General features: G+C 70.7%; 11 protein-coding genes. 10 read left to right on the top strand and 1 reads right to left on the bottom strand.

Translation table 11 applies throughout. The features are described from left to right. Positions 1-499 precede the first annotated feature (499 nt). From AZE13_RS32860 to AZE13_RS32815, 10 genes are all read left to right on the top strand, one after another. Positions 500-1327: a hypothetical protein gene (locus tag AZE13_RS32860; RefSeq protein ID WP_066940362.1), complete on the top strand. Its 828-nt coding sequence runs from the start codon at positions 500-502 to the stop codon at positions 1325-1327. A gap of 454 nt (positions 1328-1781) precedes the next feature. After that, positions 1782-2066 carry a pilin gene (locus tag AZE13_RS32855; RefSeq protein WP_398780291.1) on the top strand — a complete coding sequence of 95 codons (285 nt, stop codon included), beginning with the start codon at positions 1782-1784 and terminating at the stop codon, positions 2064-2066. A 356-nt stretch (positions 2067-2422) separates the two neighbouring features. Continuing rightward, a complete protein-coding gene (locus tag AZE13_RS32850; RefSeq protein WP_258528165.1) occupies positions 2423-4000 on the top strand; it encodes a hypothetical protein in 1578 nt (525 codons plus the stop codon). A 4-nt stretch (positions 4001-4004) separates the two neighbouring features. Continuing rightward, complete coding sequence (locus tag AZE13_RS32845) at positions 4005-4952, top strand: PrgI family protein (RefSeq protein WP_066940358.1); 948 nt, start codon at positions 4005-4007, stop codon at positions 4950-4952. Beyond that, positions 4952-6823 (top strand): VirB4 family type IV secretion system protein, encoded by a 1872-nt coding sequence (locus AZE13_RS32840; RefSeq protein WP_258528163.1) that lies wholly within the window; start codon positions 4952-4954, stop codon positions 6821-6823. The genes AZE13_RS32845 and AZE13_RS32840 overlap by 1 nt, the downstream gene beginning before the upstream one ends. An 8-nt stretch (positions 6824-6831) precedes the next feature. After that, positions 6832-9231, top strand: a complete 2400-nt coding sequence (locus tag AZE13_RS32835; RefSeq protein WP_066940367.1) for a helicase HerA domain-containing protein — start codon at positions 6832-6834, stop codon at positions 9229-9231. 37 nt (positions 9232-9268) lie between these two features. Further along, entirely contained in the window at positions 9269-10255 is a 987-nt protein-coding gene (locus tag AZE13_RS32830; RefSeq protein WP_066940355.1) for a replication-relaxation family protein, read from the top strand. After that, positions 10252-11190, top strand: coding sequence for an NlpC/P60 family protein (locus AZE13_RS32825; RefSeq protein WP_066940352.1), 939 nt, complete (start codon positions 10252-10254; stop codon positions 11188-11190). Before AZE13_RS32830 ends, AZE13_RS32825 begins: the two co-directional genes overlap by 4 nt. After that, positions 11187-12194: an extensin gene (locus AZE13_RS32820; RefSeq protein ID WP_258528166.1), complete on the top strand. Its 1008-nt coding sequence runs from the start codon at positions 11187-11189 to the stop codon at positions 12192-12194. Before AZE13_RS32825 ends, AZE13_RS32820 begins: the two co-directional genes overlap by 4 nt. Before the next feature lie 309 nt (positions 12195-12503). Next, positions 12504-13445: a MarR family transcriptional regulator gene (locus AZE13_RS32815; protein ID WP_066940349.1), complete on the top strand. Its 942-nt coding sequence runs from the start codon at positions 12504-12506 to the stop codon at positions 13443-13445. Positions 13446-13513: 68 nt separating this feature from the next. On the opposite strand, the gene AZE13_RS32810 is transcribed toward AZE13_RS32815, so the two are convergent. Beyond that, complete coding sequence (locus tag AZE13_RS32810; protein WP_066940346.1) at positions 13514-13861, bottom strand: hypothetical protein; 348 nt, start codon at positions 13859-13861, stop codon at positions 13514-13516. Between the last annotated feature and the right edge of the window lie 201 nt (positions 13862-14062).

Genomic DNA, 14062 nt, shown 5'->3' with positions numbered 1-14062 from the left:
GTCGCCAACTGGCCTGTCGAGATGCTCTGGCCAGGAAGTACGGACGGGCAGCGAGTCCGCTCGGCCAGGTGGGCTCAGAATCGATTCCGGCAGGGCGGGGCGTCCCGGACTCGGGGACGTTCGCACGCCCTCCTGGGGTTCTGTCTGAAGGACGCGGTGCTGTGCTGACACCGTGAATTGCGCTAAGGCAGCGGCGCCAGTCCGTCGACGGTCGCCGACCGGGATTTCAGCGATCCACTCGCGAGCCATCAGCGAGCCACTCAGGACACGGCCCCGCAGGCTCGGCTCCTGCCGCACCAGAATTCTTTTGTTCGATTCCGGCTGGCGAGGGAGCAGCAACGGCGCAGGTCATCGGTGAGGGTCGACGGCTGGTCGTCGTACAGGCCGGGCCAGTGGTTCGGCTGGGGTGCGGGGGTGGTGCGCGGGTGGTCCGGCGGTGGCTCGGGGTGGTGACAGGGGTGCGGCGAACGTTGTCCGTCACTCCCGCAAGGAGCTGCACATGCACTACCACCCTTCCCGCCACCGCGCACCTGTCTGCGCCTGCACACCGTCCGATGGCCGTTCGCCGCTGGGGGCGCTGGAGGAGTCGTTCCTCGCCCTCGCCTCTGCCCCCAAGCCACTGACCCTGCCCGCGCACCTGATCTGCGAGGAGCCGGAGCAGGCCATGCTTCCCGTCGATCAGGTCCGTACCCGCCTGGCCCACCCCGGTACGTCGCCGGCGCTGCGGGAGCGGACGTGGGGCGAGGTAGTCCGTCGTGCCCGGCGGCTTGGTGCGCCGTGGGACACGGTGGCCCTCGGAATGACCGTGCCGGTGCTGCACCGGATGCTCGCCCGCCTGGGGCGCTGTGATCACCTGGAGCGTGCGGAGGTGGAGCAGGAGGCACTCGCTGCGGTAACCGCCGCCCTGCACGCCGTGGACACCGACGACCCGGAGGCCGGGCGGGAGTTGTTCACCGCGGCCGACCGGGCGGTGCATCGCCTGGCGTACGCCGCACGCCGCCGCGCCCAGCGGGAAGCCGACCCGGAGGAAGCGAGAAGCCTGAGCGGCCTTGGTCATGGCGGTGACCCGGCCGCATCGCCGGCCCTGGCGCTGGACGCCGCAAGCGGTGAGGCGGCGGACGAGTACACAGTGCTCGCCCTTGCGGTCAGGGCACGTGTGGTGACCATCGCCGAGGCGCAGCTGATCGCCCGTACGCGCCTGGAGGGCGAACCGATGCAACGCCTCGCCACCGAGCGAGGGGTGAGTTCCCGTCAGCTCTACCGCCACCGTGCCGCGGCCGAGCAGCATCTGGCCGCGCACCTGCGGCACCGGCTGCACCAGGGGTGATGTGTGGGCTGTTCGGAGACTTTTGGGGCGGCGGATGTCAATTTCGCGGCCCTGAGTCTCTATTACAAGTGAGCGTCACCGCCGGATTCGCGCCATGGATGCGGCGGTGACACTCCGGCAAGGCACCGCCCGCGGTCGCGCTGACGGCGTCTGCTGCCACCGGTGGGGTGAGCATATCCCGTCTCGTGCTGACACCCGAGCCCTGTTCCCGCCACTCCATGAAGGAGGACGGCCCGGACAGAGGGATCCGTGTTCACCCCACCACACGGCGCCGTACCCGGCGGCCTGCCCTGCGCCATCGCCGACCTGTCTTGTGCGTTTTCCCGTTTCCCCTGCTGTGTTGTTGGAGGCGTCCGTGTTGTTCGCAAGGATCCGCCGGTCGGGCCAACGGCTGATGTGCCGGGTGGGCTGTTGGACGGCCCGGTTCGGCTTCATCACCGTGCTCGCGTTGCTGGTGCTGCTGGCGGATGCGTCGCAGGGGTGGGCGGTTGCGACCATCCCTGCGGTGATTTCGAATCTGCGGAATTGGATCATCGGCCTCCTGGCCGGGCTCGCCACGCTGTTCCTCACCTTCGGTGGGCTGCGCTACCTGATGGCCGGCGGCGATCCGGGGGAAGTCGAAGCCGCCAAGCGGGCGTTGAAGGCCGCAGCGATCGGCTACGGACTGGCGGTCCTGGCTCCAGCTCTGGTCACGGTGCTCCAGGGCATCGTCGGTGCAGGCGGCGGGGGCGGACAGTGATCCGCACCAGGTACCTCATGCGCGCCGTACTCATGCTCTTCGGCTTCGTCGTCCTCGTCCTGGGGCCGCTATCGGCCCTGCCCGCCTCCGCGCAGGCAGTGCACACAGTGGCTCGGACGCCGACGGCCCCGCATCCTCCGCGGCCGGAGCCCCAGTCCGCGCCAGGCCCCACCCCCTCCCACCCCAAACCACCTGCATCACCGCCGCCCGCTCCCGACCGCCCCTCACCACAACCGACGCAGGCGCCGTCTGCGGAGCCGGCTCCCGGGCCTACGCCGCCGGCGTGTGAGGCCATAGGCAAGGAGTGCGTCAAGGACACCTCCTCAGGCTGGGATGTCCTCACCGACATCCCCGGCATGATCACGGGCGCGATCACCTCGTTCCTCGGCACGCTGATCGAGCAGATCATGAAGCCGCTCCGCGAGTTCCTCGCCGACACCCTGCTCGCCACCCCCGACGTCACCCGGCACGCCGACATCAAACGGCTGTGGAAAGCCATGCTCGCCATCACCGCCGGAATCTACGTCCTCCTCATCACGGCGGGCGGCATCACGGTCATGGGCTACGAGACCGTCCAGTCCCGCTACACCCTCAAACAGATCCTTCCCCGCCTGCTGGTGGGGATGATCGCCGCCACCACCTCCCTGACCGTGATGGGCAAGGCCATCAGCCTGGCCAACGCGCTCGCCCACGCCATCATGGCCACCGACCTCGCGGAGGCCGGACAGGGCATGGCCGAACGCGTCCTGCCGTTCGCGATCTTCGGGGCCGCCGGACTGAAGCTCTACCTGGTGATCCTCGCGATCGCGATGATCGCGCTCGTCCTGGCGGTACTGATCGGCTTCATGGTGCGCGTCGCAATGATGGCGCTGCTGGCCGTCTGCGCACCCCTGGCCCTGGCATGCCACGCCCACCCCGCCACCGACCCGGTCGCCCGGCTGTGGTGGCGAGCCCTGGCTGGCTGCCTGACCATCCAAATCGCCCAGTCGGTGACGTTCATCCTGGCCCTCAAGCTCTTCTTCGCCCCAGGCGCATCAACACTGGGCATCCCGAAGTCCGACCAGCTCGGCACACTGCTGGCCGGACTGGGCCTGTTCTGGGTGCTGTTCAAGATTCCCGGCTGGGCACTGCAGGTCATCCTGCGCGGCACACCGGCTCACCAACCGCACGCACCTGCGGCCGTGCGCGTGCTCAAGCACCTGGCGCTGTACCGGCTCATGGACCACTACCTGCCCGCAACCCGCATGCTGCGCCGCCGCAACGGCGGCACAGGCGGCAGCGGGGGAGGCAGCGGGTTCGGGCGGCCGGGCAGTGGCGGGCCAGGAGGCAGACAAGGCGGGCCCGGTGGGGGTGGAAGAGGTGGCAGTCGGCCACCCGCTCCTGGCCCCGGACCTGGCGGAGGTGCTCGCAGTCGTGCCGGTCGGCCGGCTGTCCCGCCCGGTCCTGCTGACAGCTGGGGCGCAGCCGGTGGTCCCGCAGCAGGTGAAGCACACCGCACGGACTCCTCCGGCACGAGGAACACGAGACCTGCCGTCACTACGGCTCCCGGCCCAGCGCCCAGACGCTTCGCTGCCGGCCAGGTTCTCCGGCCCCCTGGCCCGCCTGCCGCTCCCTTGGCCCGCGCATCGAACGGCTCACGAACCGTGCTCCACCCCAACCAGGCCCTCCGGCGACAGCAGCTCACCGCGCCTGTTCCCACCAAGCACACGCCAGGCGGGCCGCCCCGACCCACCCAGACATCGCTTCCGATCCGCACCGAACCCACGCCCGCGCCCCCGCAGACCCGGACATCCCTGCCGTCGCGCTCCGGTTCCACCGCGGTGCCACACCCGCCCGCCCGGCAACCGGTCCACCCCAGCCCCACCAGACACACTCGCCTGCGGCCTCCACGCCCCATGCAACTGCGACTCCCCCTCGAACCACCCAGGAGATAAACCCGTGACAGAACCCGACGACGCCACAGACGCCCCCTACACCACACGTATCCCCGCGGACATCTCCCGCCCGGACCGGATCCTGGGCCCCTTTACCGCCCGGCAGTCGGCGATCCTCGCCGCCGCGGCAGCGGTCTTCTACGGCGGCTGGTGGGCCACCCGCCCCCTCATGAGCACGCTCTCGTACGCAGCCCTGATGGTCCCGATTGCGGGCGCAGTGGCCGCGCTCGTACTCGGCCGACGGGAGGGCATCGGCCTCGACCGCTTCCTGGCCGCCGCCCTCCGACACCCCCGCACCCCCAAGCGCTGCGTGCACGCCCCCGACGGCGTTCCGCCGCTGCCAGACGTTGTTCCTGCCCGCTGGGCGAAGAGTGCCGGGCCGCCTCCCGCCGCGATGCGCATGCCCTACGACGGCATCACCCCAGGCGGCGTGCTCGATCTCGGCAGCGACGGAAAGGCCGCCGTGGCGGAGTGTTCCACGGTCAACTTCGAGTTGCGGTCGACGGCCGAACAACAAGGCTTGAGCGCGGCGTTCACCCGTTGGCTCAACTCCCTGACCGGCCCGACCCAGCTGCTGGTGCGCTGCCACCGCATCGACCTCGCACCGCTCGTCGACAACCTCCACCACCACGCTGCCGCACTGCCTCACCCCGCCCTGGAGCGAGCGGCCCGCGACCATGCCGACTTCCTCTCCGACCTCTCGCTGAGCCGAGACCTCCTGGGACGGCAGACCCTGCTGATCGCCCGTGAAGAGACCACAGGGCGCAACGTGCGCGGCGGTACGGGAGAGGGACGAGCACTACAGCGTCTGGAGGAAGCGGCCCGGGGTCTTGCTCCGGCCGAGATCACCGTCACGCCCCTGGACGGCCCGCGCAGCGCCGAGCTGGTCAGCGCAGCCTGCAACCCCAACACCCCCGCCCACAGCCACGACCGAACGGAAGGCGACCGGTGATGCCCCGACTCCTGCACGGCCGCCGCCGTCCCCCCATCCCGCCGCAGGTGACCGGCGTCAAAGAGCTGCTCGATGTGACCGGCCCCGAGTCCCTCGAGATCCATGCCCGCACCCTCGCCGTCGGCGCCCACATGGCCACCACCATGGTCGTCACCGGCTACCCTGCCGAGGTCACCCCCGGCTGGCTCGCCCCCCTCCTGAACTTCCCCGGCCACCTTGACATCGCCCTGCACATCGAGCCCGTCCCCAACCCCGTGGCCGCCGCCGGACTGAAGAAACAGCGCGCCCGCCTCGAATCCGGCCGTCGGACCGGTTTCTCCAAGGGACACCTGGACGACCCCGAGGTGGAGGCTGCGGCCGCGGACGCCGCGGAGCTGGCCTACCGCATCGCCCGAGGCGAGGGAAAGCTCTTCCACGTCGCCCTGTATCTCACCGTCCACGCCCCCGACGAGGACACCCTCGCCGACCAAGCCGCCGCCGTCCGCGCCATCGCCGAGTCGTTGCTGATGTCGGTGGCGCCGACCACCTACCGGGCGCTGCCCGGCTGGCTGGCCACCCTCCCGCTCGGCCTCGACACCCTCAAGATCCGCCGGACCTTCGACACCGCGGCCCTGGCCACGTGCTTCCCCTTCACCAGCCCCGACCTGCCCCCACCGGCCGACAGGCAGGGCGAGTCAGCGGGAGTGTTGTACGGGTTGAACGCGGTCTCAGGTGCCCCGGTGCTATGGGACCGCTTCGCCCAGGACAACTACAACTCCATCACCCTGGCCCGCTCCGGTGCCGGCAAGTCCTACCTCGCCAAACTCGAACTGCTCAGGCTGATGTTCACCGGCGTCACCGCCTCGGTCATCGACCCGGAGGACGAATACGTCCGCCTCGCCGAGACCGTCGGCGGACGTGTGGTGCGGCTCGGATCCGACGGCGTATGCCTCAACCCCTTCGACCTCCCACCTGCGACATCCGGCGAAGAGGACGTGCTGACGCGTCGTGTACTGTTCCTTCACACCTTTCTCGCGGTCCTGCTGGGCACCGACGTGACCGCCACCGAGAAGGCTGTGCTGGACCGGGCGATCCTCGCCGCCTACACCCGTGCCGGGATCACCGCGGACCCCCGTACCTGGCAGCGCACACCACCCACGCTCGCCGACCTGGCCACCGTGCTGACCGAGGACAGCGGCGACGTAGCGGCGGGTCTTGCCGACCGGATGGTCCCGTACACCTTCGGCTCGCATGCCCGGATGTTCAACGGCCTCAGCACCGCTGCCACCTTTGGCCATCTGGTTGTCTTCGCGCTCCGCAGCCTGCCTGAGGAGGTTAAGGCACCGGCGATGCTGCTTGCCCTGGACGCGATCTGGCGGCAGGTCACCTCCCGGCGTGACACTGGTCGGCACCTGGTCGTGGTGGACGAGGCGTGGCTGCTGATGCGCGACGGTGCCGGAGCCCGCTTTCTGTTCCGCATGGCCAAGGCCGCCCGCAAGTACTGGACCGGACTGGCGGTCGTCACCCAGGACGCCGACGACGTCCTCGCCTCACCCCTGGGCAAGGCCATCGTCTCCAACGCCGCCACCCAGATCCTGCTCCGCCAGGCACCTCAAGCCATCGAAACCATCAGCCAGAACTTCCACCTCTGCCACGGTGAACGGGCATTCCTGCTCTCCGCCTCCCGCGGCGAGGCTCTGCTGCTCACCGGTGACCGCCGGCACAAAGTCGCCCTGATCAGCGTCGCCGCCCCCGGCGAACACGACGTCATCACGACAGACCCCGGTGAACTGGCCGCCGCCCAACACCCAGGCGGTGAGGCCGCCTTCTCCGCCGAGGGTCGTGCCGGCGCGGGCACCTGCGTCGACGGCGACGAGGGGTGGGCGCCGTGACCGAGTCCATGGTACGAGCCATCGCACAGCCGGGCAGCCCCTTGGTGGACTTCCTCACCCACCCTGAGACGTTCGTCCCCACCGTGCTCCACACCGCCCTCGACTGGTGCACCGCAGCCGCGCCCTTCCTGATCTCCACCGCCCTCGTGTCCACAGCATCTGCGTACTACACCCGTCGCCGACTGCTGCGTTCACGCCGGCAGCGCCTGGCCGACGGCGCCCACTGCGTGGAGATCCTCGCCCCACCCCATGTCGCCCCCAAGGGCGGGGAAGTCCTCTGGGCCCAACTCGCCGGACTCCTACGCCCCTGGTGGCGCCGCCTCACCACCGGCCAGCCCCACCTCGCCTTCGAATACACCTGGGCCCACGACGGCCTGCGCATCCGCATGTGGATCCCGGGCACAGTGCCGATGGGCCTGGTACGCCGCGCCGTCGAAGCCGCCTGGCCCGGCGCCCACACCCGCATCACCGAACCCACCCCCCTCCTCCCCAACACAGACACCGCCGCCTGCACGGCCGGGCGCCTACGGCCGGCCCGCCCCGACATCCTGCCGCTGCGCACCGACCACCCCACCGACCCCCTACGCGCGCTCCTCCAGGCCGCCACCGGCATGGCCGAACACGAATCGGGCTGCGTGCAGATCCTGGCCCGCCCCGCCACCGGCCGTGCCCTGCGCCGCGCCCGCCGCCAGGCACGGCGACTCAAGGCCGGGCACGCCCCGGCCCGTCTTTCCGCCCTGGCCGCACTCCTCCTCCATCGCGCCCAGCCCGCCGCCACCGGTAAGCAGGACCCCGACCACAGCACCGCCGTACGACAGATGGTCGCCAAGCAATCCGGATCCCAATGGCAGTGCGCCCTCACCTACGCCGCCGCCTGCTCGCAGAAGGCGGAGCGGGCTCAGGATGTGGCGCGGGGCCGGGCCCACGCGATCGCCGCCGCCTTCGGCCTGTACGCCGACCGCAACTACCTCACCCGCACCCGCCTCCGCCGCCCCCAACCCCAGCTCACCGCCCGACAGTTCCCATCCTCTCGCCCGGCGCTGCTGTCGGTGCCGGAACTCGCCGCCCTTGCCCACCTCCCCCACGCCCCGGACGCGCCCGGAGTGCGGCGGGCCGGTGCCCGCTCCGTCCTGCCTCCCCCGCAGATCCCCGAACCCGCCCCAGGAAGTGGCGTCAAACCCCTGGGACACTCTGATGCCGGCGCTCGCCGTGGCGTGGGGCTCGCGGTTGCCGACGCCCGCCACCACCTCCACGTCATGGGAGCGACCGGCTCCGGAAAATCCACCCTCCTGGCCAACCTCGTCCTCGACGACGTACGCCACCACCGGGGCATCGTCGTCATCGACCCCAAGGGCGACCTGGTCACCGACCTGCTGGACCGCCTCCCCGACACCTGCGCCGACCGCCTCGTCCTCATCGACCCCGACGACCATCACACGCCTCCGTGCCTGAACGTGCTGGACGGTGCGGACATGGACGTCGTCGTGGACAACATCACCGGCATCTTCCGCCGGATCTTCACCGCCTTCTGGGGACCACGCACCGACGACCTCATGCGCGCCGCCTGCCTGACCCTCCTCAAACACCGCCACCGCACCGGCCAGCTCGTCACCCTCGCCGACATCCCCCGCCTCCTCGGCGAAAGCGCCTACCGCCTCCGCATCATCCCCGCCCTCCACGACCCCGTCCTCCGCGGCTTCTGGGCCTGGTACGAGTCCATGTCCGAACCCTCCCGCGCCGCCGTGGTCGGCCCGGTGATGAACAAGCTCCGCGCCTTCCTCCTGCGCGACTTCGCCCGCCGCGCAATTGCCGCCGGCCCCTCCACCTTCGACCTCACCCACGTCCTCAACGGCGGCATCCTCCTCGCTCGCCTCCCCAAGGGCGCGCTCGGGGAGGAGACCGCCCGGCTACTTGGCTCCTTCATCGTCGCCGGAACCTGGCAAGCAGCCTCCGCCCGCGCCCGCACCCCCGAACACCAGCGCATCGACGCCACCTTGAGCATCGACGAGGCCCACAACTTCCTGACCTTGCCCTATCCGCTGGAGGACATGCTCGCCGAGGCCCGCGGCTACCGCCTGTCCATGCTGCTGGCCCACCAGCACCTCGCCCAGCTCCCACGCGACCTACGCGAAGGCATCTCCGCCAACGCCCGCAACAAAGTCTTCTTCAACGCCTCCCCCGAAGACGCCACCACCCTGGAACGCCATACCCTCCCCGCGCTGGCCGCCCACGACCTCGCCCACCTCGGCCCCTACCAGGCCGCCGCCCACCTCCTGACCGGCGGCGCGGAATCGGCCGCCTTCACCCTCACCACCCGCCCCCTCCCACCCGCCGTACCAGGGCGAGCCAAAGACCTGCGCACGGCAGCCGCCGACCGCAACAGACCCCGCCCCGCCACCCGCCCCTAACAACACACCTCAACCTGCTCCCCTGGAGGGATCTGTCATGCCCGCACTCCCACGTCCTGCCTTCGGCCCCGGTTCCCGCTACACCGCCCGGGCCGCCACCACCCGCCCACGCACCTCCCCACGGCACACGGACGTCGCCACCCTCTCCCGCCGTCTCACCCCACGCGACATGTGGCTGGTCCGCATGCTCCACGAACACCACGTACTGACCACACACCAAATCGCCCGCCTCGCCTACACCTCACAGCGCTCCACCCAACGCCGCCTGCGCACCCTCCACCAGCACGCCGTCCTCGACTCCTTCCGCCCCCTGACCACATCCGGCACCGCCCCCGAGCACTACACCCTCGGCCCCGCCGGAGCCGCCGTCCTCGCCTCCCACGCCGGCCTGGACGTCTCCGCGACCGGCTGGCGCCCCACAAACACCGGCCGCATCGCCTACTCCCCCTCCCTCGGCCACGACCTCGGCGTCAACGACCTCCTCACCCACCTCGCCGCACACGCCCGCACCACCCCCGACACCGGGCTGTCGCTGTGGCTGTCCGAACGCTCCGCCACCCGCCGCTGGGGCGACATCATCCGCCCCGACGCCTACGCCCACTGGCAAGACGGCGACCACCTCCTGCCGTTCTTCCTCGAATACGACACCGGCAGCCAGCCCCTGCCCCGCGTCGAAGCCAAACTCACCGCCTACGCCGCCTTCACCACCGCCACCAGCACCCGCCCCGCCCTGCTCATCCACACCCGCACACAGTCCCGCGACCAAGCCCTACGCCAACGCCTCGCCGACACCGCTCGCGAACTGGGCCTGAACGTGGCCACCGCCTCCGCAGACTTCACCACCACCAGCCCCTGGGGCCCCTGGTGGGCACCACTGGATCGCGCAGGCCGCCGCACCACCCTGGCCCACCTTGCCGCCCAGTGGGCCGACCTCAGCCCCGCCTCGGGACTGGAACTGACCGACGCCGACACCGTCCTCACTCTCCCCGTCCCCTCCCTCCCGCCCGCAGCGGGCAGATCATGAGCTCTCTGCTCGGCAAGACGGCCTCCGGCGTCGGCTGCGCAGTCATCGCCCTGCCCCTGCTCGCCGCCCTCACCCTCGCCGCAGCCCTCGGCAGCCCGTCCTCGGGCAGCAGCGCAGCAGCCTCCCCAAGCGCACACGCCCTCACCGACATCCCGCCCCGCATACTCGCCCTCTACCAGCGCGCCGCCCCCGAGTGCCCCGGCCTGTCCTGGACCACCCTCGCCGCCATCGGCAAGATCGAAACCAACCACGCACGCCACCCCACCATGACCTCCCCAGCAGGCGCCGTAGGGCCCATGCAATTCATCCCGTCCACCTTCACGGCGTACGCCCATCCCGTACCGCCCGGCGGGAAGAAACCCCCCACACCGTGGGACCCGATCGATGCCGTGTACGCCGCAGCGCGACTGCTGTGCGCCCACGGCGCCAGGCACGGCAAACACCTGTGGGCCGCGCTCTTCGCCTACAACCACTCCCACGCCTACGTAAGCCACGTCCTGACGACCGCAAGCGCCTACGCGGCCCGCATCGCCGCCCCAACCAGTGCGGCTGCCAAGGCGGTTGCCTTCACCCGCTCCCAGCTCGGCACCCCCTACGTCTGGGGCGGCGACGGCGCCGCCGACGGCGGCTTCGACTGCTCCGGCCTCACCCAAGCCGCCTACCGCACCGCAGGCATCACCATCCCCCGTACCGCCCAGACCCAGTACAACGCCGGCCCCCGCCTCCCGAAAGACACCGCCCTCGCCGCGGGTGACCTGCTGTTCTTCGGCCCCAGCCCCCGGCACATCACCCACGTCACCCTCTACACCGGCAGTGGCACGGCCATCGACGCCCCACATTCTGGAGCAGTTGTCCGCCAAGGCCCGGCGCGCACCAACTCCCCGTCCTTCCAGGGCGCAACCAGGCCCGCAGCACGAGCAGGCGGTGGCCGGTGAAGCAGCTCGAAGCCCGCGAAGCCGTCACGCTCCTGCGCGCTATGACCCGGGTCCTGTGCGTCGTCGGAGTCCTGGCACTGATCTTCACCACCGTCAACGTCACCCGCTTCGCCACCAGCCGCGGCGTTCCCCTCTTCATTGCCGCCCTCCTCGACCCCATACTCGGCACCGCGCTGGCCGGTGTCCTCTACGTCGACTCACGCCTGGCCGCATGGGGCATCACCCCACCCGCCTGGTCCACCACCCTGCGCTGGAGCGCTGGCTCCACCGCCGCCCTGATGAACACGTGGGAAAGCCTCTGGCCCGATGGGCAGATCGGCTGGCCCGACCACGCCGACCCCGCAGCCGTCCTCCTCCACCTCACCCCCGCCCTCCTCCTGATCGCTCTCACGGAAACCATCGCCGCCTACCGACGCACCCTCACCGAACTCCGCGACCGCACCAACCCCACCAGCCCGACGGATCCGACCGAACCGACCGGTCCGACCGGACCGACCGACGTCACCAATCCGACCGGCCCGCCAGACCCCCGCACAGCCCCCACACTCAGATCGGGTGCCGAGCTCACCGACCGGGAACCGACCACCGGCGCTGCTCCGCCACCCGATTCCCCACCGCAGAACACATCCGGCCCCACCCCGATCTGTGTCCTGACGGACCGCCCTGACCCGACCTCCACCAGGCCCGACATGGCCAACGAGCCGCCCCGCAGACCACCCCCCGACCGTGACCGACCGCCAGCCGGCCTGCGGGCGGCAGACGCCGACCTATGGCCGCACGCCCTCGCCCTCGACAACGCCATCCGGGCGGCCACCGGCCAGCCCGCAAGCATCTGGCGACTCCGCAACGAACTGCACCTCGGCTCCCACCGCGCCCGCCGCATCCACTACCAGCTCCACAACCGCCCGACCGACCGACCACCCCCCGACCGGATGAACCCCGCCCGGATCGCTCCGACCGACCACACCGACCAGACACCGACCGGCCGACCGACCGCTCCCTAAACCCACGGCCCCACACCGGCCCGGTCCCGTCCATGACGCAATCCCGTATCCGTCCGGAAGCCACGGCACCCACTCCGACCAGGAACGATCCCGCGAAATGCGTCGCTTGACTTCCCGCCCGCATCGAGCGTCCATGGTCGTGGCCGAGCCGCGGGTTCCCCAAGCGTGAACTCGCGCTCATCACGGCCACGTTCGCCCGGATCAACGCGCCGCGCACGCGCCGGGCGAACACCGCGGCCCACACACGCGGCCCGCACCCCGGCCGGGGACCTCAACCACCACACTGCACTCGGAATCGAGGACCCCAACATGTCCGACACCAACCCCGACACCACACCCAACCCCAAAGGCACCTCCCGCCCGGAACCGCTGACGGGCCTGACCGGCGCAGCCGCCGATGTCTACACGGAACTGCTTGGCCTGACCGAACCTGTCACCGTCGCCGAGCTCGCCCACATCGCAGGCATCGGCCACTCCACCGCCGGACGAGCCGTAGCCACCCTGGAGAAGCGCGGCCTCGCCACCCGCACCCGAGGCGGCCACGACGGCCCCCGCCGCATGCCCGACCTCTGGCACCCCGTAACACTGGCACCTGCCCCCGAGGCCACCGAGTCCCCAGAACACGGCGAACAGCCCACCGACGCGCAGCCGGAAAGCTCTCCCACCGACTCCGCAAAGCCGGTCGAGGACGACGTGGAACGCGGTGAGGACACGTCCGAGGAAAGCACCTCTGACGCTTCCGCGACGCCTGACCCCGAGAGCCTCGGCCTCACCATTACGGACAACGCCAACGTGCCCGCGGACACCCCGCCCGACGGCACCTCCAACACCTCACACGCCAACAACACCACCCCCAGCACCGAGCCGGAAGCCGACACCCCCCACGTAGACCCGCCCCAGAACACCGAGCACCCCGACGACAACAGCCAGGACCACGGCCCTCAGAGCGAGACCAACGACACCCCCATGTCAAGTGAAGACACCGAGGCAACGTCGGCCCCGGCACAACCGGCACCGGCCAAGGACGGGCGGCTCGCACCGGGAGCACTCCGGCAGATGGTCATCGACCACCTCCACGCACACCCCGACGAAGCATTCACCGCCACCCGCATCAGCCGCATCATCGACAAATCCTCGGGTGCCATCGCCAACGCCCTTGAGAAGCTGGCCAGTCAGGGAATCGCCGAGCAGGTCACTGACCGGCCGCGCACGTTCCGACTCGCCAACATCGCTGTGAACAACACGAAGTAGCCACCCACCGACACTGGGCCGGGCGTACCCGCACATCATGCGGGTACGCCCGGTCCCCTTCTCCTTCGTCACCGCTGGGCTGTCGGAGCGGCGAGGCGCGTGGCGGTCTCCAGCAAGCGGCGGCGCTCGGCCAGCGGGAGGCGGTCGACTTCACCCAGCCGGGCGAGCACATCCTGGTCGAATGGGAGCGTCGTCCGCTGGGGGTTCGCCACGTTCAGCAGACAAGCGGCGGCTTCGTCGACGACGAGGCCCAGCGAGCATGGGCGACTGCCGAGTAGGTCGCGATCGCTGAGCTGGACGATGAGCGTGGCAAGCAGGTCATGGAGGTGTGGGACGGCGGCGTCGTCCGGGTCTGCCAGATAGGTGAGGGCCTCTGTGAGCAGGCGGTGGACGGCGTAGTTGCCGTGCGGCTTCATGGCTGTTTCTCCTTCTGTAGGCGCGGGTTGCCGATGGCAGCTGTCCCGGAATACCCAGACGTGCGTTCCGGGGCGGGGCCGCCGGTGCGTCCCGGCGGCCCCGGCTGGCTTAGGGGCGGGTGTGGGCGACGGGGCCGGTCCCTGAGGCCGGACGGTGTTGGCGTGGAACGGGTGCGGGGTCGGCGATCGCAGTGCATAGAC

This window comes from Streptomyces sp. NBRC 110611, from assembly GCF_001590865.1.
GTDB lineage: Bacteria > Actinomycetota > Actinomycetes > Streptomycetales > Streptomycetaceae > Streptomyces.
The sequence above is the reverse complement of the archived record's forward strand: the minus strand, read 5'-3'. Positions and strand labels throughout refer to the sequence as shown.

Coding starts and splice junctions, on each gene's coding strand:
- AZE13_RS32860 (WP_066940362.1), top strand. CDS start 500: ATGCACTACCACCCTTCCCGCCACCGCGCACCTGTCTGCGCCTGCACA.
- AZE13_RS32850 (WP_258528165.1), top strand. CDS start 2,423: ATGATCACGGGCGCGATCACCTCGTTCCTCGGCACGCTGATCGAGCAG.
- AZE13_RS32840 (WP_258528163.1), top strand. CDS start 4,952: ATGCCCCGACTCCTGCACGGCCGCCGCCGTCCCCCCATCCCGCCGCAG.
- AZE13_RS32835 (WP_066940367.1), top strand. CDS start 6,832: ATGGTACGAGCCATCGCACAGCCGGGCAGCCCCTTGGTGGACTTCCTC.
- AZE13_RS32830 (WP_066940355.1), top strand. CDS start 9,269: ATGCCCGCACTCCCACGTCCTGCCTTCGGCCCCGGTTCCCGCTACACC.
- AZE13_RS32825 (WP_066940352.1), top strand. CDS start 10,252: ATGAGCTCTCTGCTCGGCAAGACGGCCTCCGGCGTCGGCTGCGCAGTC.
- AZE13_RS32815 (WP_066940349.1), top strand. CDS start 12,504: ATGTCCGACACCAACCCCGACACCACACCCAACCCCAAAGGCACCTCC.
- AZE13_RS32810 (WP_066940346.1), bottom strand. CDS start 13,861: ATGAAGCCGCACGGCAACTACGCCGTCCACCGCCTGCTCACAGAGGCC.